Below are 21,968 nucleotides of genomic sequence, written 5' to 3'. Positions count from 1 at the left end.
CGGGTCCACGCCCGCAGGGTTCCCTGGCCGGTGGGGACTAGCGGTTCGCGCGCTGGCGGATGGCCCAGGCGAAGGCGGTTTCCGCCGGTTCCTTGTACTCGAGGCCGATGTAGCCCTCATAGCCGAGTTGGCGGCTGCGGGCGATCCAATCGCCGAGGGGCAGCTCACCGGTTCCGGGAGCCCCGCGGCCGGGGTTGTCGGCGATCTGGATGTGGCCGAAGTCCTTGGCGTGCTTCTCGATGACGGCAGGGACGTCGTCGCCGTTGACCGACAGGTGGTAGAAGTCGGCGAGGAGTTTGATGTTCTGCGCGCCGGTTTCCTCCCTGACGCGGGCGATGACCCGGAGGGCGTCGTCCGCGCTGAGGAGCGGGTAGCGCGGTGCGCCGCTGACCGGTTCGAGCAGCACGGTGCCCCCGATGCGGCCCACGCCCGCGGCCGCGGCGGCAAGGTTGGTGACCGCCAGTTCGTCCTGGGCCTCCGGGGTGTAGCCGTCCTGGCGGTTGCCGTAGAGGGCGTTGAAGGCCGTGCAGCCGAGCCGCCCGCCGATCCCGGCGACGACGTCGATGTTGTCCTTGAATTCGGAGCAGCGGCCCTTCCAGGACACCAGACCCCGGTCCCCGGCCGGCATGTCGCCGGCGTTGAAGTTCAGGCCGGCGAGCTGGACGCCGGCGTCGGTGATGGCCCGCTCGAAGCGGGTGACCTCGGCGTCGCCGGGGACTGACGTTGCGAACGGCCACCAGAACTCGACGGCGTCAAAGCCGGCAGCCTTCGCCGCGGCGGGCCGCTCGAGGAGGGGCAATTCGGTCAGCAGGATGGAGCAGTTCACGGAATACGTCATGGTGTCTTCTTTCCGGTGTGGTCGGGAGCTGGATCCCGGGCGTCCTTGCCCGGCAACCCTTCCTGAGTGAATTCCACTTTGTGGAATTAAGATTCTGCTTTATGAAAAGTCTAGGGAATGTGGGGCGGGAGAGTCAAGGGGTGCGTGAAAGCGGCAGGGGAGCGGCTGGGGGAGCGGCGCAGAGTGTGGGCTGCCGGTGAGGCACGCGGGACCCGCGTTGTCTCTTCGGGCAGGCAGCCAGGGGCACTGCAGTTAGGGGCACTGCAGTTCGGGCAGGCAGTTCAGGGCACTGCAGTTCAGGGCGCGGTGTTCCAAGGCAGGATAGCGTGCGGTCGTTCGGGCGCTGCGGTTCCTACCCCTTCGTGGGGTCCTTACGGGCCGCCAGGCCCACCAGCGCGCCGATGCCCAGGCCGATCAATAGGCCCGTGAACGGCTTGTCGACGGTGGCAACTCCGATGGCGAAGCCGAGGGCCGCGCCAACGAGCATTCCGATCCATAGGGATTCGTACTTCACAGCCTCAGGCTAGCAAGCATCGCCAAGCCCACAAGGGCGCCCGCCGCAGTAATTGTCAATGGCCCAGTAACCGTCAATGGCCCAGTAACCGCGAATGGCCCAGTGACCGGCAATAGCCCAGCAACCGCGAATGGCCCAGTAACCGTGGACGGAACCACGAATGGGTCCGCCCCGTCGTGCGGGCGGACCCATGGCGTGTGCCGGTCTTAGGTGAGGCGGATCTGGCGGTTGACGTCCTTGTAGAGCAAGTAGCGGAACGGGCCCGGTCCGCCGGCATAGCAGGCCTGCGGGCAGAAGGCGCGGAGCCACATGAAGTCGCCGGCCTCGACTTCCACCCAGTCGTCGTTGAGGCGGTAGACGGCCTTGCCCTCCAGGACGAAGAGCCCGTGTTCCATGACGTGGGTTTCGGCGAACGGGATGGAACCGCCGGGCTGGAACGTGACGATGTTGACGTGCATGTCGTGGGCGAGGTCGTCCGGGTCCACGAAGCGGGTGGTCGCCCAGACGCCGTTGGTGTCCGGCATGGGCCGCGGCTCGACGTCCTGGTCGCGGGTCACGAAGGACTTCGCCGTGAAGCCTTCCAGCGGCTCATAGGCCTTGCGGATCCACTGGAAGCTGGCCACGTCGCCGTCGGAGTCGTTGGACACCTTCCAGTCCGCGCCGGCGGCGAGGTAGGCGTAGCCGCCGGCCTCAAGGTGGTGGATTTCGCCGTCGAGCGTGAGCGTCAGTTCGCCCTTGGTGAGGAAGACGACGCCTTCGACGCCGGCCTCCGCCTCGGGCTTGTCGCTCCCGCCGCCCGGCGCCACTTCCACGATCAGCTGCGAGAACGTCGTGGCGAAGCCGGCAATGGGCCGGGCAATGATCCAGGCGCGGGTGTTGGTCCAGCCGGGAAGGTTGCTGGTGACGATGTCGCGCAGCACCCCCTTCGGGATGACGGTGTACGCCTCCTTGACCACCGCGCGGTCGGTGAGGAGCTGGGTCTGGGGCGGCAGGCCGCCTTCGGGGGAAAAGTAGTTGGTCATGGGTGCACTCCTGGGAAGGGTCGGTGAGAAGGTCAGTGAAAAAGGATCAGTGGTTGTGGGAGGCGGCAGGCTGTGCCAGCCGGGGGTGGGCCAGCATGGTGAGTTGGGGGAGTCCGACGCCGGCCAGCGCCAGAACCTCTTCGGCGCCGACGGCGCCGCACTGGACGCCGCGCAGCACGAAGGCGGCCAGGGCGCGGGCGGTTGCGGGTTCGTCCATGACGCCGCCCTCGGTGCGCTCCATATAGTTGCGGAGCCTGGCGGCGGCGGCGGGAAGGCCCTGCCGGTAGAACGCGTACGTCGCGGCGAAGCGGCTCGGCAGCTGGGCGGGGTGGAGGTCCCAGCCCTGGTAGTAGCCGCGCTCCAGCGAGCGGCGGACCAGCCGGCCATGGAGGCGCCAGGCGTCCAGCACTCCGTCGCCGACGGGGATGACATTGGTGGAACCGTCGGAGAGCCGGATACCGGTTCCGGCGACGGCGAGCTGCATCACCTCTTTGGCGTAATCCGCCACCGGGTGTTCCATGGACTGGTATTCCGCGGCAATCTGCAGGGAAGCCGAGTAGTCGTAGGTGCCATAGTGCAGGGCGCTGATCCGGCCGGGGACAGCGTGCGGCAGCTGCGCCACCGGTGCCGTGCCGTCCGGGCCGAGGATCAGCTGCGGCGTCTCCACCTGGACTTCGAACCTCAGGCGCCCGGCGGGCAGTCCGTGGAATTCCTCCAGCCGGGCCACGGCGTAGGCCATGGCCTGCACCTGGGCCACCGTGGTGACCTTGGGCAGCGTGAGGACCAGGCCTTCCGGGAGCTCGCCGGCGGCCGCGAGGCCGGAGACAAACAGGTCCAGCGTGCGCAGCCCGCGGGCACGGGTGGGGGCCTCGAAGCACTTGAACCGGATCCCGATGAACGGCGGGGCACTCCCGTCCGCCACGGCGGCGGCAACAGCGGCCGCGGCGGCGACGGCGTCGGCGTCCTCGGCGTCGTCACCACGGTCACCGTAGCCGTCCTCGAAATCCAGCCGTAGGTCCTCGATCGGCTCGCTGCCCAGCTTCGCGGCCACGCGGGAGGCGACCGCGCCGGCCAGCTCGGGATCCTGGCCGAGCAGGGTGCAAAGCCGCTCCAGCCCGCCGTGGGCGTCGGCCGCGGCCAGGGCCTGGGCGCCCCAGTCGGCGGCGAAGCCCGGGGTGAAACGGTCGGCCGGGACGTAGACGGTGTGTACGGGCTGGCGGGTGCCGTCGTCGCCCGGATAGTTCCGCTCGAGCAGCTGGTCCGTCGCCGCCAGCTGGGCATCGATCCTGCTCAGATCGGCGCCGGAGAGCGCCCCGGAGGAAGACCCGTAGGGAGACGCAGGGGAAGACCCGGAGGGAGACCCAGCCACGGCTCAGCCCACCAGTTCGTAGGCCGGAGTGGTGAGGAAGTCCGTGTAGTCCTCTGAGAGGCAAATATCGCCGATGAGCTTGCTGGCGGGCAGATAGTGCTTCGCGAAGGCGTCCTCGCCCACCTCGCCGCGGAGCCTCTCGGTTTCCTCGGCCAGGATCCCGGACACCAGCTCGCGGGTCACGGTCCTGCCGGTGTCGGCGAGGACCACGTGGTTGCGGATCTGCTGCCATACCTGTGAGCGGGAGATCTCCGCCGTCGCGGCGTCCTCCATCAGGTTGTGGATGGCGACCGCGCCGTTGCCCGAGATCCACACGGCGGTGTAGGCGACGGCGACGTAGAGGTTCAGGCGCAGGCCCGCCTCGGTGACCGTGCCGTCTGCGGAGGCGACGTCCAGGAGCTGGTCCGCGGTGACCGAGACTTCCGGGCGCTGCTTGTCCAGCTGGTTCGGCCGCTCGCCCAGAACGGCGTCAAAGACGTCCCGGCACACCGGCACCAGGTCCGGGTGGGCCACCCAGGAGCCGTCAAAGCCGTCGTTCGCCTCGCGGGTCTTGTCCGCGCGCACTTTCTCGAACGCCTGGGCAGTCACCTCGGGTTCGCGGCGGTTGGGAATGACGGCGGCCATGCCGCCCATGGCGAAAGCGCCCCGGTGGTGGCAGGTCTTGACCAGCAGCTCGGTATAGGCGCGCATAAACGGCGCGGTCATCGCCACGGTGGCGCGGTCCGGGAGCACAAAGCGCGGACCGGCGTCGCGGAAGTACTTGATGATGCTGAACAGGTAGTCCCAGCGGCCCGCGTTCAGGCCGGAGGCGTGGTCGCGGAGTTCGTAGAGGATCTCGTCCATCTCGAACGCTGCGGGGATGGTCTCGATCAGGACCGTGGCGCGGATGGTGCCTTGCGGAATGCCGAGGTAGTCCTGGGCAAAGACGAAGATCTCGTTCCAGAGCCGGGCCTCGAGGTGGCTTTCCATCTTGGGCAGGTAGTAGTACGGGCCGTGGCCGTTCTCCAGCAGCTGCCGGGCGGTGTGGAAGAAGTGCAAGCCGAAGTCCACCAGGGCGCCCACGGTGTGTTCGCCGTCGATCAGCAGATGCCGCTCGCTCATGTGCCAGCCGCGCGGGCGGGCCACGACGACGGCCAGAGGGGCATCGGTCCGGAGCGTGTATTCCTTCCCCTCGGGGGAGGTGTAGGACAGGGTGCCGGCCGCGGCGTCACGGAGGTTCAGGATCGATTCGATCACGTTGGACCACGTGGGGGTGCTGGCGTCCTCAAGGTCGGCGAGCCAGACTTTGGCCCCCGAGTTCAGGGCATTGATGGCCATCTTCGCCGGTGCGGCCGGGCCCGTCATTTCCACCCGGCGATCCTGCAGGGCTGCGGGGGCGGGCGCAACGGTCCAGTCGCCCTCACGGATGTCGCGGGTTTCCGGCAGGAAATCGAGCCGGCCGGTGCGGGCCACGTCCTCGCGTTTGACCGCGCGGGCCTTGAGCAGTTCCCCGCGGGTGGCGGCGAAGCGCCGGTGCAGTTGGTCGATGAAGGCCAGCGCCTCGGGAGTGAGGATCTCCTCCGCGCGGTCAACGGGGCGGCGGGCTGAAATGGTGAGGGCCATTGTGGTCCTTCCGGGTCGGTGAATCAGGCTGCAATTCAGGCGGTGAATCAGGCGTGGGCGGGCGCGGCGTGCTGGGCTGCCGCATGCGCGGCCGCGGCAACTGCGGCGGCGACGTCGGCGGCAACATGGGGGTCGAAGACGCTGGGAATGATGTAGCTGGCATTGAGCTCGTCGTCGGCAACCCGGTTGGCGATCGCCGCGGCGGCGGCCACGAGCATCTCCGGGGTGATGTCCGCCGCCCCCGCGTCGAGCAGCCCGCGGAAGAACCCGGGGAAGGCCAGGACGTTGTTGATCTGGTTGGGGAAATCGCTGCGGCCGGTCGCCACCACGGCGGCGTGCCGCGATGCGATCACCGGGTCGATTTCCGGCGTGGGGTTGGCCATGGCGAACACAATAGCGTCCTTGGCCATGGATGCCACCTGTTCTTCGCCGATCACGTGCGGCGCGCTGACGCCGATGAAGACGTCGGCTCCCTTGAGCGCTTCGTGCAGGGTGCCGGAGAAGCCCTGTTCGTTGGTGTTCTCGGCAATCCAGGTGCGGTGCTCGTCGTCGTACTGTTCGCCGAAGTGGATCGCCCCCGAGCGGCCGGCGGCGATGATGTTGCGGGCCCCCTGCGCCTTGAGCAGCGCGATGATGGCGGAGCCGGCCGCGCCGACGCCCGAAACGACAATCCGGACCTCGGAGAGTTTCTTGTCCACGACACGCAGGGCGTTCGTCAGGGCCGCCAGCGTGACGATCGCGGTTCCGTGCTGGTCGTCGTGGAAGACCGGGATGTCCAGTTCCTCGCGGAGCCGGGTCTCGATCTCGAAGCAGCGCGGCGCGGCGATGTCCTCAAGGTTGACGCCGCCGTAGACGGGGGCGAGCGCCTTGACGATCCGGATGATCTCCTCCGTGTCCTGGGTGTCCAGACAGACCGGCCAGGCGTCGACGTTGGCGAACTGCTTGAAGAGCGCCGCTTTGCCTTCCATGACCGGCAGTGCGGCGGCCGGGCCGATGTTGCCCAGGCCCAGGACGGCGGAGCCGTCGGTCACGACGGCGATGGTGTTGCGTTTGATGGTCAGGTTGCGGGCGGCCTCGGGGTTTTCCGCGATCGCCAGGCACACGCGGGCGACGCCGGGGGTGTAGGCGCGGGAGAGATCATCGCGGTTGCGCAGGGCAACCTTCGGGACAACCTCCAGCTTGCCGCCGAGGTGCATCAGGAACGTGCGGTCCGAGACGTTGCGGACCGTGACGCCGTCCAGCGCGTTGAGCGCGTCCTTGACGCGTGCTGCGTGGGCATCGTCGGTGGTGTTGCAGGTGACGTCGACAACCAGGGTCTCGTGGTGGGACTCGGTGACGTCCAGGGCGGTGATGGCGGCGCCGGCGGCACCGACGGCGGCGGCCAGTTCGCTCGTGGCGGAGAAGCTGGACGGGGCCTCCACGCGCAGGGTGATCGAATTTCCGGGGCTTGGATTCGCCATTGAATTTCCTCCTAGTCGGCCCGCGGGCGGGCTCTCGCTTCACTTACTTATTTCGTATGATGGATATTATTATCTACTTTGTGGAAATACAACCCCTGGGTGCCGCGTGAACGGCGCGTCGACGGCGGCCGGCCGGTGCTGTATCTTGGGTCTACTAAGCACTTTTTTCACGATGTGGATAAAAGTTGTCGTAAGCAACCCCTCAGGAGGGCAAAGTCATGGCGGAAAAAGCCCCCGGTGGCGTGCAGTCCGTTGAACGCGTTTTCGAGCTTCTGGAACTGATTACTGATGCCGGCGGCGACGTCACACTCAGCGAACTCTCGTCCTCCACCGACCTGCCGCTTCCCACCATCCACCGGCTGCTCCGCACTCTCGTCACCCTGGGCTACATCCGGCAGCTGCCGAACCGCCGCTATGCCCTGGGCCCGCGCCTGATCCGCCTGGGCGAGGCGGCGAACAAGCAGCTGGGGGCGCTGGCCCGGCCGCAGCTCCAGTCCCTCGTGGAACGGCTCGGGGAAACCGCCAACATGGCGGTGCTGGACTCCGACATGGTCATGTACGTTGCCCAGGTCCCGTCCCTGCACTCCATGCGGATGATCACCGAGGTGGGCCGCCGCGGTTACATGCATGCCACCGGAATGGGCAAGGCGATCCTGGCCGAACTGGACGACGAGACGGTGCGCGGCATCGTCACGCGGAAGGGCATGCCCACCCCCACCCCGAAGAGCATCGGCGATGTCGAGTCCCTGCTGGCGGACTTGAAGCTGATCCGCAGCCGCGGCTATTCCATCGACGAGGAGGAGCAGGAGATCGGCGTCCGCTGCTTCGCCATCGCCATCCCCAACGCGCCGACCCCCGCGGCGATTTCCGTCTCCGGTCCCGTTTCCCGGGTGGACGAAGCCTTCGCCGACCGGGCGGTGCCGTTGCTGCGCGAGGCGGCCCTGGCCATTTCCCAGGACCTCAACAAGAGCTGACCTCCGGCGCTCATACCGCACCCTGCGAGGACACCGTGCGGCCCCTTTCCCTTCCGGGAAAGGGGCCGCACCGCTCACGCCGGCTCGGACGGCTGATGTCCGGGTGCCGGTCCGGATGACTAGTGTCCGGACGACTAGTGTCCGGACGACTAGTGTCCGGACGTCGAGGCGGACTGCACGGGAACTTCCTTGCCGTCGCAGTCGATCAGCTTGCCGCCTTCGAAGCGGTCGCCGTCGGCCAGGCACTTGAGGTCCTGTTCGCGCACGATCCGCTCGGTGCCGGCCACGAACACCGACTGGTTCTCCGAGTTGCCCGCCTTGAGGTGGTTGAAGAGCAGGTTCAGTGCGATGGCCATCACCGCGGCCGAGCTGATGCCCGAGTGGAAGATGGTGGCGAACCAGGACGGGAACTGGTCATAGAAGGCCGGGGCGGCAATCGGGATCATGCCGAAACCGATCGAGGCGGCCACGATGATCAGGTTCATATTGTTCTTGTACTCCACCTTGGCCAGGGTCCGGATGCCGCTGGCCGCCACTGTGCCGAAGAGCACGACGCCGGCGCCGCCCAGGACCGGAGTCGGCACCGCGGCCACCACCCGGCCCAGGACCGGCAGGAGGCCCAGGACCACCAGGATGACGCCGCCGGCGCTGACCACGAAGCGGCTCTTGATGCCCGTGATGGCCACCAGCCCCACGTTCTGGGCGAAGGCGCTCTGGGTGAAGGAGCTGAACAGCGGCGAGACGGCGCTGGAGAGCATGTCGGCCCGCAGGCCGTCGCCGATGCGCTTGGAATCCACCTTGGTTCCGACGATTTCGCCCACGGCGATGATGTCCGCGGACGTCTCCGTCAGGGTCACCAGGATCACGATCAGCATGGAGATGATCGCGGCCAGGTGGAACGTGGGCGGACCGAAGGCAAACGGGGTGGGGAACGCGACGATGGCGCCCTGCCCGACCTTGGAGAAGTCGGTCATCCCGGCGATGAAGGCGATCACCGTGCCCAGCACCATGGCCAGCAGGATGGAAAGCCGCGAAATCGTGGCACTGCCGACCTTGCTGAGCAGCAGCACGATGGCCATGGTCGCCGCCGCCAGCCCGATGTTGGCCATGCTGCCGTAGGTGGGCGCCGCTTTGTTCCCGCCCATGGCCCAGTTCGCGGCCACCGGCATCAGGGTCAGGCCGATGACGGTGATGACCGTTCCGGTGACCACCGGCGGGAAGAAGCGGATGATCTTGGAGAACAGCGGGGTGATGAGCAGGCCGATCAACGACGCGGCAATCACGGAGCCGAACACGGACTGGATTCCGCCGCCGGTATTGACGATCGCGACCATCGTCGAGACGCCGGCGAACGAGACGCCCTGGACCAGGGGGAGCCTGGAACCGAAGAACGGAATGCCCAGGGTCTGGAGAATGGTGGCCAGGCCGCCCACAAAGAGGCAGGCGGCGATCAGCACGCCGATGTCCTGCGCCGGCATTCCGGCGGCCGCGCCGATGATCAGCGGCGGCGCGATGATGCCGCCGTACATCGTCAGGACGTGCTGGAGGCCGTAGGCGAAGGTGCTTCCGAGCGGAAGGCGCTCATCTTCGGGGCGGTCGGACGGCGTGCGGCCCGGACGGGATTTGACCCCGGGCGGCTTCTTTTTCATGTTCATGGCAGACTTTCTTGGTTCATGGCAGACGTCTTTGTCTGGCTAACGGTGTCTGGCTAACAGATGTGGCTTGTTGGGGCGGTGCTTGCCGGTTCCGGAGCCGCCACTCGCGGGTGGGCGGCTCCGGAACCGGTGCCGGCCGAAACGGCCGGCGGCGGTGCTGCCGGCCGAGGCTTTTTGCTGGCCGGTTTGTAAACCGGCGGGGGCTGAGTAAGCCGGCCGTGCGGGTCTAGCAGAAACCGGCGATGCCGGCCCAGGCGATCTCGGCAGGTGCGGCGTCGTCGCGCTGGACCGTCGCCTCGATCAGGCCGTAGGGGCGGTCGGCGGCGAAGAAGACCTCGTTGGGGTTGTCGAGGCCAAACGGCGAGAGGTCCACCAGGAAGTGGTGCTTGTTGGGCATCGAGAACTTGATTTCCTCGATCTCGCCGTGCGCCTCCAGGACCTTGGTGCCCATGTCGAACAGGGTCTGCTGCAGGGCGTGCGAGTACTTTTCGGTGAAGCCTTCCAGGAGGAGGCCCTTGACGTCCTCGTAGCTCTTGTTGAAGTCGAGGGAACTGAAGTCCGTGCCGGTCTTGTAACGCCAGCGGGCGGAAACGTCGGTGGCGAGGATCCGGTCCGTGGTCTCCGGCAGGGTGGTGTACTTGTCCCGCGGGTAGCCGACGAAGCCGGACTGCGTGGACTTGAGGACGGTCAGGTCCTTCAGCCCCGAAATGAGGTGCTGGTCTGCGCCGTCGCGCACCAGCACAGCGGTCCGGACTTCCTGGCCGCTGCGCACAAAGGAGTGGTCGTGGGCAGCGCCGTGCGCCTGGATGCGGTCCCAGCTGTAGGACTCTGCCTCCCAGCGGCCGCCGGTCACCCAGTCGAAGCTCGACGTGAAATGCTCGCCCAGCCGGAGCAGGAAGGCCTCCGGGGAACCGATGCCCGCCCGGGCGAAGGCGTAAATGGTGTTCTTTTGCGTGTCCGTTGCCACCACGTGGCTGTTGTCGCCTTCCAGGTGGGCGGCCGCGAAGTCGCCGCGGAGCTGCGAGGTGACGTTCAGGTCTTCGATTTCGTGGCGGTCCGTGTCGCGGGTGATCTTGACGACGCGGACTTCGGCCTTACCGTACTGGTTCTGTCCGAGGACGATCTTGTTGTTCATGGTGTGGTTCCCAACTTCCGGTATGTGGAATCAAATTCCCACATAGAAATTTCGTACGCATTTCGCGTTCGTTTCTTTCTCCGTCGGCCACAAAAAAGAGCCGACGTCAGTTGACGCCAGCTCATTACAACCCTGCCTGCTGCTCCCAGGTTACGTGACGTGCGCCACGAGTTATCAACAAGGCTAGCCCAACCCCGCGGTGGTGTACATCACAATCCGAAAATTCCGAGTGTGACTGCGTGCGCCTCGTGGCGCGGGTCTCAGGCCCTTGACTGGGTCCGGGTGCGGGCTTAGCGTTTCCGTATATCAAGAACTAAATTTCGTAGAACGAAAATAAGAGTGACAGGGATCCGGTGAATGGCCTCGAGCGAAGAAGCCGGAATCAACAAGCTCGAAGCGAAGAACCGCAGCGTGAAACAACAAGGGAGCATGAGATGCAGCAACAGCCGACCAGCGCACAGGGCCAGGATCCGGCGGCGGCCCCGGCGGAGTTCTACCTCCCCGCCGGGGGAACCGATCCGGACTTCCACTTTTCGGCCGACCGCGGTCATGCACCCGGCCGGGTCTCGCGCTGGATGAGCCGGCTGGTCGCAGCCAGGTCTACCCGCGGACCAGCTTCCGCGCCGCCGCCGAGTGCTGGGCAATGAGCCCGGACATGTCCAGTCCCGGTATGTGCCCGTCCACCACGCGCCACTGCCCGCCCACCATCACTCGGTCCGCCCTGTCGGCCGCGCACAGCAGCAGGGCCGCGACAGGATCGTGGCTGCCGGAGAAACGCAGTTCGTCCAGGGTGAAGAGGGCCAGGTCCGCCTGCATCCCCGGGGCTAGTTGGCCCAAGTCCGGCCGGCCCAGGACTGCGGCGGAGCCCCGCGTGGCCCACCCCAGCGCCCGCTCCACCGGGACCTGCGCGCCGTAGCGCAGCCGCTGCAGATACAGTGCCTGCCGCGCCTCCAGGATCATGTTGGAGGCATCGTTCGACGCCGAGCCGTCCACGCCCAGCCCCACGGGGACGCCCGCGTCCTCCAGTTCCAGCACCCTGGCCGTGCCGGATGCCAGGCGCATGTTGGAGGTGGCGCAATGGGCCACGGCGGTGCCGGCGGCCCCCAGTGCGGCGATCTCGGAATCTGTGAAGTGGATGCCGTGGCCCAGCCATGTGCGGCCGCCCAGCCAGCCCACGCTGTCCAGATAGTCCACGGTCCGCAGGCCGAACATCTCCCGGCAGAAATCCTCCTCGTCCAGGGTCTCGGCGAGGTGGGTGTGCAGCCGCACGTCATGCCGCTCGGCCAGGGCGGCGCTCTCCGCCATGATCTCCCGGGTCACCGAAAACGGTGAGCAGGGGGCCAGCGCAATCTGGACCGTGGCGCCGGCGCCGCGCTGGTGGTATTCCCGAATGAGCCGTTCGCTGTCCGCCAGGATCACGTCCGGTGACTGCACCGTGGACTGGGGCGGCAGGCCGCCGTCGTCCTCTCCCAGGCTCATGGAGCCCCTGGTGAGCGTGGCCCGCATGCCGAGCCCGCGCACCGCCCGGACCTCGATGTCGATGGCATCTTCCATGCCCTCCGGGAACAAGTAGTGATGGTCCGCCGCCGTGGTGCAGCCGGAGAGGAGCAGTTCCGCCAGCGCCACTGTCGTGGCCAGCTCCAGGTCGCGGGGCGCGAGGCGGGCCCACACGGGATACAGGTTCTGCAGCCAGGGGAAAAGCGGCGCGTTGGCCACCGGCCCCCAGGCCCGGGTGAGGGTCTGGTAGAAGTGGTGGTGCGTGTTGATGAGCCCCGGCAGCATCACGTGGCGGCCGGCGTCGAAGATCTCCTGGCACGGCGCCGAGGGCAGCTGCCCGACGGCAAGCACTTCCACGATCACGCCGCCGCTCACCACGACTCCGCCCGAGGCGTCGAGGCTGTTGGCGGTGAAGGCGCCGAGGGGGTTCTTGATCCAGAGCCGGGATTCGGGGGATAGCGTAGGCATCAGGGTTCCTGTCAGAGCGTAGGGATGTCTTCCAGCTCAGTGATGCCCTGTCTGCTGATCCAGGGTGCCGGCGGCGGGGCGCCGGTTCGAACAGGCTAGGGCGGCCGGCCCCGGCCCGTCAACGGTCCGCTGTCGTTCCGTCAATGGGCCGCATTGTGACAGGCCGGAAACCTGAATTTCACATCACGAAACTTAACTTCCACAGATCTCTGGCGCAGTGTCCGTTTCGCTGCTACTCTCGCTGGTGTCAAAGGCGGGCACCCGGAACCGGGAGGCTATCTACCAGGCGCAACTGAACCTTCATCGCACACGCTGAAGCCTGGTCCCGACGCAACTGGCTCATCAAGTTTCGCCAAGGGGTACCGGCTTCCACGGCACAGGGAGTCGAATCATGGCTGACACCGTCACGGCCCAGGCGTACCTCGCCCGCTCAATCGAGCTGGCCACGGCCAACGTCATGAACAGCGGAGGCCCGTTCGGGGCCGTCATCGTCACCGCGGACGGGCAAGTGTTCGACGGCGTCAACCGCGTCACCGCCACCAACGATCCCACCGCCCACGCCGAGGTCACTGCCATCCGCCGGGCCTGCACCGAGCTTGGCCGGTTCGAACTGAGCGGGGCCACCCTCTACGCCAGCTGTGAGCCGTGCCCCATGTGCCTGGCATCCGCGCTGTGGGCCCGTGTGGACCGGGTGGTTTTCGCCGCCGGCCGGCATGACGCCGCCTCCGTGGGATTCGACGACGCCGCCTTCTACGAGTACTTCGAGAACGGCCAGCCGGAGGCTGTGATGCCCGTGCACAAGCTGGAGCTTGACGGTCCGGGCGCGCCGTCCGTGCTGCAGCCGTTCACCGCCTGGAGCGCCCTCCAGACCCGGATCGACTACTAGGCCGGTGGTCGAGATGCGGATTCCGCTGCGCTTTCGGACCGGCGCGACCGGGATCCGGGGCGCGGAAATCCGGGACCGCAGCGGATTTCCGGCGCACCCGGCCGGGGCGGTGCTTTCCCCGGCCCGGGTGAGGTACGAGAATGTGCTCACCACCGCCGCACAGGGGAAGCGGGTGCAGCCATGTTGGAACTGATGCCCGGGCTCACAGCCTGGCAGCCGGCAGCCACCGGCCGGCGCTGCGCTGTGGCTACCGTCGTGGGGGCCGGCGGTTCAGTGCCGCGCCCGGTGGGAACCTCCATGCTGGTGTCCGAGTCCGGCGATGTCCTGGGCAGCCTCTCCGGCGGCTGCGTCGAGGGCGCCGTCGTGACGGCTGCCCTGGAGGTGATCGCCGACGGCGGTCCGCGCCGTGAGTTCTTTGGCTACAGCTCCGAGGACGCGTTCGCCGTCGGGCTCACCTGCGGCGGCGAGCTGGAAATCCACATCGAACTGCTGACGGACGCCTTAGGAGGCCGCGGACCGGAGGGTCTGAACTCCCGGAACACCTTGGACACTCTGAATGCCTTGGACGCCTGGGGCGGCCTGAACGTCGTGGGCGACCTGGATCCGGCAGCGGGCCTGGCGCTCATCCGCCGGGTGGATGCCGGCCGCCCGGCGGGCGCGGGCGCCGTCGTGATTCCGGACCCGGCCGGCTACCGGGTGGCGCAGTCCGCGGCGGTGGGCGCTTTGCTGGGCGCCGGGGACGGGGCCCGCTCCCTGCTGCAGGCGGCGGCTGCGCAGCTGGAGCCCCTGCTGAGAAACGGGATCACCGCCGTGGTGCGGCTGGCGCCGGACACAGGGTGCTGCGGCGACGCGGCGGAGGGCCAGGCCGCGAATGAGCCCGTCACGCTGCTGGTGGAGAGCAGGCTGCCGCCGGCCCGGATGCTGGTGTTCGGCGCCAACGATTTTGGCGCGGCCCTGGTGCCGGCCGCCCGGCTGCTCGGCTACCACGTGACGTTGTGCGATGCCCGCCCGGCCTTCGCCTTGCAGGAGCGCTTCGCCCTGGCCGAGGAAGTGGTCACCGACTGGCCGCACCGGTATCTGGCGGCCGAGGCCGCGGCCGGCCGCCTCGATCCCCGGACGGTCGTCTGCGTGCTGACCCATGATCCGAAGTTCGACATTCCGCTGCTGGAGACGGCGCTTCGCCTGGACCTGGCGTACGTCGGGGCCATGGGATCGCGGCGGAGCCACAGCCAGCGGCTGCAGTCCCTGATCTCCGCCGGCGTGGAGCCGGAGGAGATCGAGCGGCTGCATTCGCCGATCGGGCTCGACCTGGGGGCGGTCACGCCTGCCGAGGTGGCCGTGTCCATCACCGCGGAACTGGTGGCGGCCCGGAGCCGCTCCGCCCGCGGCCTCTCGCTGAAGTACGGGAGCGGACCGATCCACCCGGCCCCGCTACACCCCGCCCCACTGCACCCCGCCCCACTACATCCGGCCCCGCATCGGGCGCCGCAACTTCACACCCTGCACCACCAGGAGATGCCATGGACATGAATACCATCGAGGCCGTGGTCCGCACCGCGGATCCGGCCGATTGGCGGGCGGGCGACGCCTGGCTGGCCGGCGGCACCGTGCTGTTTTCCTACGGCAGTTTCGCCTTTGGCAAGGACCCGCTCAGGCGCCTCCTGGACCTCGGCTCCGCCGGCTGGCCGGCCATCACGGTATCCGAAACCGGGATCGAGCTCGCGGCCACCTGCACCGTCGCGGAGCTCTATGCGCTGCCCGCCAGCGAGGCCGGCCGGACGCATGCGGCCGACTGGCCGGCGCTGGACCTGGTCCGGCCGTGCTGCGATTCGTTCGTGGCGTCCTTCAAGGTCTGGAACATGTCGACCGTGGGCGGCAACCTCTGCACGTCCCTGCCGGCCGGACCCATGATCTCGCTCTGCGCGGCCCTGGACGGAGTGTGCACGGTGCTTGGACCGGGCGGCGCCAGCCGCACTGTCCCGATGGCGGAGTTCGTCACCGGGGACGGGCGCAATGCCCTGGCACCCGGCGAGCTCCTGCACGGTGTCCACCTGCCGGCGTCGGCCCTTGCCTCACGGGTGGCCTTCCGCCGGCTGTCGCTGAGCAATCTGGGCAGGTCCGGGGTGCTGCTGATCGGACGGCTCGACGCCGACGGCGGACTGGCCCTCACCGTCACCGCCGCCACCAAGCGCCCCGTGCAGCTGCGCCTGCGCACCGGCTCAGCCGGAGCCGGCACAGGTGCCGCAGCCGACCTGTCCGCCGCGCTCGACGCCGCCATCCCGGACGAGCTCTACCATGACGACATCCACGGCCTGCCCGCCTGGCGCAAGGACATGACCTACCGGCTCGCCGAGGAAATCCGCGCCGAACTCGCGGCCCCGGCAGGCGCGCCGCCGGCACGTGTCTCCGGGGACTTCTGGCCTCCGCGGCGCACGTCACCGCATGCCTCGCCACAGCAGGAAGGAGCCTGAGCATGGCTATCGAGATCAACGGCGCCCCGGCGCAGGCCGAACCGAGGCCGGGGCAGTGCCTGCGGACGTTCCTGCGGGAGCAGGGCAACTTCGGCGTGAAGAAAGGGTGCGACGGCGGCGACTGCGGGGCGTGCACCGTCCACGTGGACGGCCTTCCGGTGCACAGCTGCATCTACCCCGCGGTCCGGGCCGACGGCCGGGCCGTCACCACCGTGGAGGGCCTGGCCAGCACTGTAGCCGGCACTGAAACCGGCGCCGGCACTGAAACCCGCGACGCCCTGCATCCGATGCAGCAGCAGTTCATGGAACGACAGGGCTTCCAGTGCGGATTCTGCACCGCAGGCATGGTGATGACGGCGGCCACCTTCGACGACGAGCAGAAGGCGAACCTGCCGCGGAACCTCAAGGGGAACCTCTGCCGCTGCACCGGCTACCGGGCCATTGCCGACGCCGTCTGCGGCGAGGCCGCGCACAGCGAATCGGGGCACCCGGACCATGCGGGCCAGCCGGACCCCAAGGGGCCGGGATCCGGGATCGCCGGCGACGGCCAGCCCGATCCGCGTCCCGGCCAGCTCGGCGACGACGTCCCGGCCCCCGCCAGCCGGGCCGTGGTCACGGGCGCGGCACGCTACACACTGGACGTTCCGCCGGAGGAGCTCCCCGGGCTGCTGCATGTCAAGCTCCTGCGCTCGCCGCACGCCCACGCCCGCGTGCTGTCCATCGATTCCACGGACGCCCTGCGGATTCCCGGCGTGGCGGCGGTGTTCACCCACGAGGACTCACCCGCGCAGCTGTTTTCCACGGCGCAGCACGAGCTCTACACCGATGATCCGGACGACACCCGGGTGCTGGACGACGTCGTCCGCTTCGTGGGGCAGCGGATCGCCGCCGTCGTCGCCGATACCGTGGCCGCGGCGGAAGCCGGCGTCCGGGCCCTGAAAGTTGAGTACCAGGTGCTGGACGCGGTGTTCACCCCGCAGGAGGCGATGCGCGCCGGCGCCCCGCTGGTCCACGGGGACAAGGACGCCGTCACGGCCCGCATCGGCCGGCCGGACCAGAACGTGGTGGCCGAGCTGCACTCCGAACTGGGCGATGTCGCGGCGGCCTTCGCCACCGCGGACTTCATCCACGAACAGACCTACCGGACCCAGCGGGTGCAGCACACCGCACTGGAGACCCACGCCGCCATCGCCTCGATCGACGACGACGGGCGGCTGCAGGTCCGCACTTCCAGCCAGGTGCCCTTCCTGGTCCGGCGCACCCTGGGCCGGGTCTTCGGCCTGCCGGAGGACCGGATCCGGGTGGTCGCGGGACGGGTGGGCGGCGGCTTCGGCGGCAAGCAGGAAGTCCTCACCGAGGACATCGTGGCGCTCGCCGCGCTGAAACTGCGGCGCCCGGTGCAGCTCGAATTCACCCGCACCGAGCAGTTCACCGCGTCCACCACCAGGCACCCGTTCACCATCAAGCTCAAGGCCGCCGCCAGCAGCGAGGGCAAACTGACGGCCCTGCAGCTGGACGTGCTGACCAACGCCGGCGCCTACGGCAACCATTCCGTGGGCGTAATGTTCCACGGCTGCGGTGAATCCCTGGCCGTGTACAACTGCGCCAACAAAAAGGTCGACGCCCACGCCGTGTACACCAACACGGTGCCCTCCGGCGCGTTCCGCGGCTACGGTCTGAGCCAGATGGTCTTCGCGATCGAGTCCGCAGTCGACGAGCTCGCTGCCGGGATCGGCATGGACGCGATGGAGTTCCGGCGCCGCAACATGGTCCGCGAGGGCGACGACATGCTCTCCACGCACCCCGACCCGGAAGAGGACGTGCTGTACGGCAGCTACGGGCTGGACCAGTGCACGCGCCTCGTACAGGACGCCCTGGAGCGCGGCCGCGAACGCTACCGGGACGCAGGGCTCGGGGACCTCGGCCCCGACTGGGTCACCGGCGAGGGCTCGGCGCTGTCCATGATCGACACCGTCCCGCCGCGCGGCCACTTCGCGCATTCCAGGCTCCGGCTGCTGCCGGACGGAAGCTACCGGGCGGACGTCGGAACCGCGGAATTCGGCAACGGCACCACCACCGTGCACGCCCAGCTCGCCGCCACCGCCCTGTCCACCACCGCGGACCGGATCACCGTCCGGCAGTCGGACACGGACCTTGTTGACCACGACTCCGGCGCCTTCGGCTCGGCCGGCACCGTGGTCGCCGGGAAGGCCACCCTGGCCGCGGCCGAGGACCTGGCGGTGCGGATCCGCGCCTTTGCCGCCGGAATCCGGCAGGTGCAGGCAGCCGGGTGCGTGCTGGCGGGCGACGCCGTCGTCTGCGAGGGAACCCGGGTGCCGCTGACGGAACTGTTCGACGCCGCCGCAGCGGCCGGCGTCGAACTCTCCGCCGAGGGGCACTGGGGCGGGACACCGCGCTCGGTGGCGTTCAACGTCCACGGATTCCGGGTGGCCGTGAACACCGGCACGGGGGAGCTGCGGATCCTGCAGAGCGTGCAGGCCGCCGACGCTGGCGTGGTGGTCAACCCGAGGCAGTGCCGCGGGCAGATCGAGGGCGGGATCGCGCAGGCCCTCGGTGCCGCGCTGTACGAGGAGGTCAGGGTGGACGACGCCGGACGGGTCACCACCGACATCCTCCGGCAGTACCACATCCCGTCCTTCGCCGACGTGCCGCGCAGCGAGGTGTACTTCGCCGACACGTCCGACAAACTCGGGCCGCTGGGCGCGAAGTCCATGAGCGAGAGCCCGTTCAACCCGGTGGCGCCGGCCCTGGCCAACGCCATCCGGAACGCCACCGGGGTGCGGTTCGCGGAGCTGCCCGTCGCCCGCGACAAGATCTACCTGGCCCTCAAGGACTCCCGCCAAAACCAACGCGGGGTCAGATACGGCCCGTCGGAGGGGCCTTAATGGGCCGTATCTGACCCCGCGTTGCTGTTCCGGCCTATAGTCGGATGATGGAAAAGCGAATGTTGGGCAAGACCGGACGGGACGTCTCCATCGTGGGCCTGGGGACCTGGCAGCTTGGCGCGGACTGGGGCAACGTGGACCCCGCGCAGGCCCAGGCCATCCTGGCGGCATCGGTGGACGCGGGTGTCACGTTTTTCGACACCGCGGACGTTTATGGCGACGGCCGCAGCGAGCAGGCCGTCGGAGCGTTCCTGGCGGACAACCCCGGCGTGGAGCTCACGGTGGCCACCAAGATGGGCCGCCGGGTGGAGCAGCGGCCGGAGAACTACAACCTCGCCAACTTCCGCGAGTGGACGGACCGGTCGCGGCGCAACCTGGGCATCGAGCAGCTGGATCTGGTCCAGCTGCACTGCCCGCCCACCGCCGTGTACAGCAACGCCGAAGTCTACGACGCGCTGGACACACTCGTGGCCGAAGGCGTCATCCGGAACTACGGCGTCAGTGTGGAGCGGACCGGCGAAGCTCTGGAGGCCATGCGCCACGACGGCACGGCCACTGTCCAGATCATCCTCAACGCCTTCCGGCTTAAGCCGCTGGACGAGGTGCTGCCCGCGGCGGAGGCCGCCGGGGTGGGCATCATCGCCCGCGTCCCGCTCGCCTCGGGGCTGCTTTCCGGCAAATACACCGCGGAGACGTCCTTCGCGGCGGACGACCACCGGAACTACAACCGCACCGGCTCGGCGTTCGACGTCGGGGAGACCTTCTCCGGCGTGGACTTCGGGCAGGGCCTCAAGGCGGTGGCCGAGTTTGAGGAACTGGTGCCCGACGGCGTCAGCACCGCCCAGGCGGCCATCGCCTGGATCGCGGCGCAGGACGGTGTCAGTACGGTGATCCCGGGCGCGCGGAACGTGGAACAGGCCCGCTCCAACGCCGCCGCCGCGGGCGTCAGCGGCATTGATGCCACGTTCGACGTCGGCGTTCGCGAAATCTATGACCGCTACTTCCGCGAATCGATCCACCCCCGCTGGTAACCCACTCCTCCAAGCAACGCGGGGTCAGATACGGCCCATGTCGGCGTGATTCATGGGCCGTATCTGACCCCGCGTTGTGGTGGGGGTGCCGGACCCTAGTCTGCGGGATACCAGACCCGCTCTCCGTCAACGCGTGCGAAGGAGGTGAGGGTATGGGGTTTGGCCGATTCTTCCGTCATGATGTCCAGCACCTCGGCGTTCCGGACCAGGAGCGCATCTCCGATCAGCGAGCGGTGGCAGCGCCAGGGGACGGCTTCCGCGCACATGATCGCCAGATTGTTGGTCCGCCCGCGTTCCAGCAGCTGGGTGATGGCCGTGGAAAATTCCCCGGTCTGCATGTAGTCCGCGTACCCCCGGAATGACGCGTTCCGCCAGGCGCCGTTGGGGCTGTCCTTTCGGGCATGCCGCAGGCCGCCGAGGGATGCCATCCGCCGGTAGGTGATCCCGCTGGCCCGCACGCTCGCCGCCAGGGCGTCCGCGTTGAACTGCGGGTTGTGCCGCGACTTCGGGACGGTGCGGACATCGACCAGCTTCTTGATGCCGTGGGCCTTCAGGATGCCGACGAACTCGTCGATGGGGTGCGTGGAGTGCCCCACCGTGAAGATGGTTATGTCCGTCATGTCCCCATGCTAAGCGGCGCGGCAGCCTGTGCCGGCGGCCGAGCGGCCCGGATAGTCTGATTGACCTATGAGCTGCCAAGGAACGGGCACCGAATGACTTCATCCTTCATCGAGGACTTTATTGACCGGCTCGCGGCCGTGGAAACAGGGCCGGGGTGTAACAATTTCTTCGACCACACCGTGCCCGGCAACGCCCTGCGCAGGCGGAACCTGGGCATCTATCTGCAGGAAATGCTGGACCGCTCCCCGAAGGTCCTGCTCGTGGGGGAAGCCCCCGGCTACAGGGGCATGGGGATCACCGGAGTGCCCTTCACCAACCGCACGATGTTCCAGGGTCCCGCCAACAGCTTCGGGCTGTTCGGGCCGGGGAAGGGATACGTGCTGCCGGCGAAAGCTGCGGGAGTTGCGGCGGAGCCGACCGCAACGGTGATGTGGGAGGTGCTGGCCGAACTGGAGTTCCTGCCCCTGCTCTGGAGCGCCTGCCCGTGGCACACCCACGTGCCCGGGCAGCCGCTGTCCAACCGCACGCCAACAGCCGCCGAGACTGCCCTCGGAACTCCCTTTTGGCAGGCCCTGTCGGAGGAGTTCTCCATCAAAACGTTGGTGGCTGTGGGCAACGTGGCGCACCGCAGCCTGCAGCGGAGCGGCCTGGACGTGCCGAAAATCAGGCATCCCGCCCATGGCGGCCGGTCCGGGTTCAAGCGCGGCCTGCAGGAGCTGCTGGGCCCCTTCCCTCTAAAAACCAACGCCCTAAAACCAACGCCCTGAAGCCAACGCGGGGTCAGATAAGGCCCATCGGAGGGACCTTGATGGGCGGTATCTGACCCCGCGTTGGTTTAGTGCAGTGTTCTGTCTGCGGCCCGGCTGCGTTTGACGCTAGTCGAGCAGGCGCAGCTGGTCCGGCGTGTCCAGGTCCTCGCCGCCGGAGAGGTCGCTGCAGTCCACGAGGTCAATGAGGTCGGGGTGGGCCTGCAGGAAATGCCGGGCACCGGCGTCGCCCGTTGCCGAGGCAGACGCTTCGGCACGCAGCGATACGTCCAGCAGCAGCGGGTGTCCGCGGCGCAGCGTGCCGTCGACGCCGCGGTAGGCGGCGGCCGTCACCCGGCCCGGCCGGTGGGAGGCCAGCAGCCGGGCGACGGTCTCCCTGGTCAGCCCGGGCTGGTCCACGAGCGCGATGAGCACATGGTCCTCCTGGGCAGCCGCGGCAACACCGAGCCGGAACGAGCCGCCCATCCCCGTGTCCCAGCCCGGATTGACGATGACCCGGTGCCGGCTGAGGTCGGTGGCGGCGCGGACCGCGGCCGCGTCCGCGCCGAGCACCGTCACCACTGCCCGGCAGCCGCCGTCGAGCAGCACGTCAGCCAGCCCTTCAACCAGCGTGCGGCCGCGGAACCGGAGCAACGCCTTGGGCCCGAGCCCCAGCCGCGTCCCGGCGCCGGCGGCAAGCAGCACCGCCGTCGTGCCTGGTGTAATGCCATGGCCCAGCGCGCCGCCTTCACTCATCTGCCCACCCTAACGCG

Annotated in this window: 18 protein-coding genes; 7 read left to right on the top strand and 11 right to left on the bottom strand. The window is 68.5% G+C overall.

Going from position 1 to position 21,968, the window contains the following annotated elements:
• Positions 1 to 37 precede the first annotated feature (37 nt).
• From LDO15_RS20165 to LDO15_RS20140, 6 genes are all read right to left on the bottom strand, one after another.
• On the bottom strand, positions 38 to 838 hold the full coding sequence (locus LDO15_RS20165; protein WP_223981688.1) for a TIM barrel protein: 801 nt from the start codon (positions 836 to 838) through the stop codon (positions 38 to 40).
• 352 nt (positions 839 to 1,190) lie between these two features.
• The gene (locus LDO15_RS20160; RefSeq protein ID WP_223981687.1) at positions 1,191 to 1,352 is read right to left on the bottom strand and encodes a hypothetical protein; all 162 of its coding nucleotides are present in this window, start codon (positions 1,350 to 1,352) and stop codon (positions 1,191 to 1,193) included.
• Between the two features lie 206 nt (positions 1,353 to 1,558).
• Positions 1,559 to 2,374 carry a bifunctional allantoicase/(S)-ureidoglycine aminohydrolase gene (locus LDO15_RS20155; RefSeq protein WP_223981684.1) on the bottom strand — a complete coding sequence of 272 codons (816 nt, stop codon included), beginning with the start codon at positions 2,372 to 2,374 and terminating at the stop codon, positions 1,559 to 1,561.
• A gap of 46 nt (positions 2,375 to 2,420) precedes the next feature.
• The gene (locus LDO15_RS20150; protein WP_223987574.1) at positions 2,421 to 3,668 is read right to left on the bottom strand and encodes an aldolase; all 1,248 of its coding nucleotides are present in this window, start codon (positions 3,666 to 3,668) and stop codon (positions 2,421 to 2,423) included.
• A 78-nt stretch (positions 3,669 to 3,746) separates the two neighbouring features.
• The gene (aceB, locus tag LDO15_RS20145; protein ID WP_223981682.1) at positions 3,747 to 5,345 is read right to left on the bottom strand and encodes a malate synthase A; all 1,599 of its coding nucleotides are present in this window, start codon (positions 5,343 to 5,345) and stop codon (positions 3,747 to 3,749) included.
• A gap of 47 nt (positions 5,346 to 5,392) precedes the next feature.
• Positions 5,393 to 6,805: an NAD-dependent malic enzyme gene (locus tag LDO15_RS20140; RefSeq protein ID WP_223981680.1), complete on the bottom strand. Its 1,413-nt coding sequence runs from the start codon at positions 6,803 to 6,805 to the stop codon at positions 5,393 to 5,395.
• 218 nt (positions 6,806 to 7,023) lie between these two features.
• Here LDO15_RS20140 and LDO15_RS20135 point away from each other — a divergent pair, with 218 nt between their 5' ends.
• Complete coding sequence (locus tag LDO15_RS20135) at positions 7,024 to 7,779, top strand: IclR family transcriptional regulator (protein WP_223981678.1); 756 nt, start codon at positions 7,024 to 7,026, stop codon at positions 7,777 to 7,779.
• 149 nt (positions 7,780 to 7,928) lie between these two features.
• On the opposite strand, the gene LDO15_RS20130 is transcribed toward LDO15_RS20135, so the two are convergent.
• The 3 genes from LDO15_RS20130 to LDO15_RS20120 all read right to left on the bottom strand — a co-directional run bounded on the left by LDO15_RS20130 (position 7,929) and on the right by LDO15_RS20120 (position 12,534).
• Positions 7,929 to 9,434: a nucleobase:cation symporter-2 family protein gene (locus LDO15_RS20130; protein ID WP_223981676.1), complete on the bottom strand. Its 1,506-nt coding sequence runs from the start codon at positions 9,432 to 9,434 to the stop codon at positions 7,929 to 7,931.
• A gap of 226 nt (positions 9,435 to 9,660) precedes the next feature.
• Positions 9,661 to 10,569, bottom strand: coding sequence for a factor-independent urate hydroxylase (gene pucL, locus LDO15_RS20125; RefSeq protein WP_223981673.1), 909 nt, complete (start codon positions 10,567 to 10,569; stop codon positions 9,661 to 9,663).
• Positions 10,570 to 11,169: 600 nt separating this feature from the next.
• Positions 11,170 to 12,534: an 8-oxoguanine deaminase gene (locus LDO15_RS20120; protein ID WP_223981670.1), complete on the bottom strand. Its 1,365-nt coding sequence runs from the start codon at positions 12,532 to 12,534 to the stop codon at positions 11,170 to 11,172.
• Positions 12,535 to 12,925: 391 nt separating this feature from the next.
• Between LDO15_RS20120 and LDO15_RS20115 the strand changes: the two genes are divergently transcribed.
• The 5 genes from LDO15_RS20115 (at position 12,926) to LDO15_RS20095 (ending at position 19,828) form a co-directional block, all read left to right on the top strand.
• The gene (locus tag LDO15_RS20115; protein ID WP_223981667.1) at positions 12,926 to 13,420 is read left to right on the top strand and encodes a nucleoside deaminase; all 495 of its coding nucleotides are present in this window, start codon (positions 12,926 to 12,928) and stop codon (positions 13,418 to 13,420) included.
• Between the two features lie 180 nt (positions 13,421 to 13,600).
• Entirely contained in the window at positions 13,601 to 14,950 is a 1,350-nt protein-coding gene (locus LDO15_RS20110) for an XdhC/CoxI family protein (RefSeq protein WP_223981664.1), read from the top strand.
• Complete coding sequence (locus tag LDO15_RS20105; RefSeq protein ID WP_223981661.1) at positions 14,941 to 15,891, top strand: FAD binding domain-containing protein; 951 nt, start codon at positions 14,941 to 14,943, stop codon at positions 15,889 to 15,891. The genes LDO15_RS20110 and LDO15_RS20105 overlap by 10 nt, the downstream gene beginning before the upstream one ends.
• Positions 15,892 to 15,893: 2 nt before the next feature.
• On the top strand, positions 15,894 to 18,797 hold the full coding sequence (locus tag LDO15_RS20100; protein WP_223981658.1) for a molybdopterin cofactor-binding domain-containing protein: 2,904 nt from the start codon (positions 15,894 to 15,896) through the stop codon (positions 18,795 to 18,797).
• Between the two features lie 47 nt (positions 18,798 to 18,844).
• Positions 18,845 to 19,828, top strand: coding sequence for an aldo/keto reductase (locus tag LDO15_RS20095; RefSeq protein WP_223981654.1), 984 nt, complete (start codon positions 18,845 to 18,847; stop codon positions 19,826 to 19,828).
• A gap of 95 nt (positions 19,829 to 19,923) precedes the next feature.
• On the opposite strand, the gene LDO15_RS20090 is transcribed toward LDO15_RS20095, so the two are convergent.
• Positions 19,924 to 20,448 (bottom strand): DUF488 domain-containing protein, encoded by a 525-nt coding sequence (locus LDO15_RS20090; RefSeq protein ID WP_223981651.1) that lies wholly within the window; start codon positions 20,446 to 20,448, stop codon positions 19,924 to 19,926.
• Between the two features lie 93 nt (positions 20,449 to 20,541).
• Here LDO15_RS20090 and LDO15_RS20085 point away from each other — a divergent pair, with 93 nt between their 5' ends.
• Positions 20,542 to 21,216, top strand: a complete 675-nt coding sequence (locus LDO15_RS20085) for a uracil-DNA glycosylase (protein ID WP_223981648.1) — start codon at positions 20,542 to 20,544, stop codon at positions 21,214 to 21,216.
• A 108-nt stretch (positions 21,217 to 21,324) separates the two neighbouring features.
• Here the strand turns inward: LDO15_RS20085 and nboR are convergent, their stop codons facing one another.
• Positions 21,325 to 21,951, bottom strand: coding sequence for a nicotine blue oxidoreductase (gene nboR, locus LDO15_RS20080; protein ID WP_223981646.1), 627 nt, complete (start codon positions 21,949 to 21,951; stop codon positions 21,325 to 21,327).
• Positions 21,952 to 21,968 lie beyond the last annotated feature (17 nt).

Origin of the sequence: Arthrobacter sp. NicSoilB8 (genome assembly GCF_019977355.1) — a bacterium.
Taxonomy (GTDB): Bacteria; Actinomycetota; Actinomycetes; order Actinomycetales; family Micrococcaceae; genus Arthrobacter.
The sequence above is the reverse complement of the archived record's forward strand: the minus strand, read 5'-3'. Positions and strand labels throughout refer to the sequence as shown.

Bases quoted from the DNA above. Each gene is read 5' to 3' on its own strand.
- LDO15_RS20140 (WP_223981680.1), bottom strand. From the start codon at position 6,805: ATGGCGAATCCAAGCCCCGGAAATTCGATCACCCTGCGCGTGGAGGCC.
- LDO15_RS20110 (WP_223981664.1), top strand. From the start codon at position 13,601: ATGTTGGAACTGATGCCCGGGCTCACAGCCTGGCAGCCGGCAGCCACC.
- LDO15_RS20165 (WP_223981688.1), bottom strand. From the start codon at position 838: ATGACGTATTCCGTGAACTGCTCCATCCTGCTGACCGAATTGCCCCTC.
- pucL (WP_223981673.1), bottom strand. From the start codon at position 10,569: ATGAACAACAAGATCGTCCTCGGACAGAACCAGTACGGTAAGGCCGAA.
- LDO15_RS20090 (WP_223981651.1), bottom strand. From the start codon at position 20,448: ATGACGGACATAACCATCTTCACGGTGGGGCACTCCACGCACCCCATC.
- LDO15_RS20115 (WP_223981667.1), top strand. From the start codon at position 12,926: ATGGCTGACACCGTCACGGCCCAGGCGTACCTCGCCCGCTCAATCGAG.
- LDO15_RS20085 (WP_223981648.1), top strand. From the start codon at position 20,542: ATGACTTCATCCTTCATCGAGGACTTTATTGACCGGCTCGCGGCCGTG.
- nboR (WP_223981646.1), bottom strand. From the start codon at position 21,951: ATGAGTGAAGGCGGCGCGCTGGGCCATGGCATTACACCAGGCACGACG.
- LDO15_RS20135 (WP_223981678.1), top strand. From the start codon at position 7,024: ATGGCGGAAAAAGCCCCCGGTGGCGTGCAGTCCGTTGAACGCGTTTTC.
- LDO15_RS20105 (WP_223981661.1), top strand. From the start codon at position 14,941: ATGGACATGAATACCATCGAGGCCGTGGTCCGCACCGCGGATCCGGCC.
- LDO15_RS20120 (WP_223981670.1), bottom strand. From the start codon at position 12,534: ATGCCTACGCTATCCCCCGAATCCCGGCTCTGGATCAAGAACCCCCTC.
- LDO15_RS20130 (WP_223981676.1), bottom strand. From the start codon at position 9,434: ATGAACATGAAAAAGAAGCCGCCCGGGGTCAAATCCCGTCCGGGCCGC.
- LDO15_RS20100 (WP_223981658.1), top strand. From the start codon at position 15,894: ATGGCTATCGAGATCAACGGCGCCCCGGCGCAGGCCGAACCGAGGCCG.
- LDO15_RS20155 (WP_223981684.1), bottom strand. From the start codon at position 2,374: ATGACCAACTACTTTTCCCCCGAAGGCGGCCTGCCGCCCCAGACCCAG.
- LDO15_RS20095 (WP_223981654.1), top strand. From the start codon at position 18,845: ATGGAAAAGCGAATGTTGGGCAAGACCGGACGGGACGTCTCCATCGTG.
- aceB (WP_223981682.1), bottom strand. From the start codon at position 5,345: ATGGCCCTCACCATTTCAGCCCGCCGCCCCGTTGACCGCGCGGAGGAG.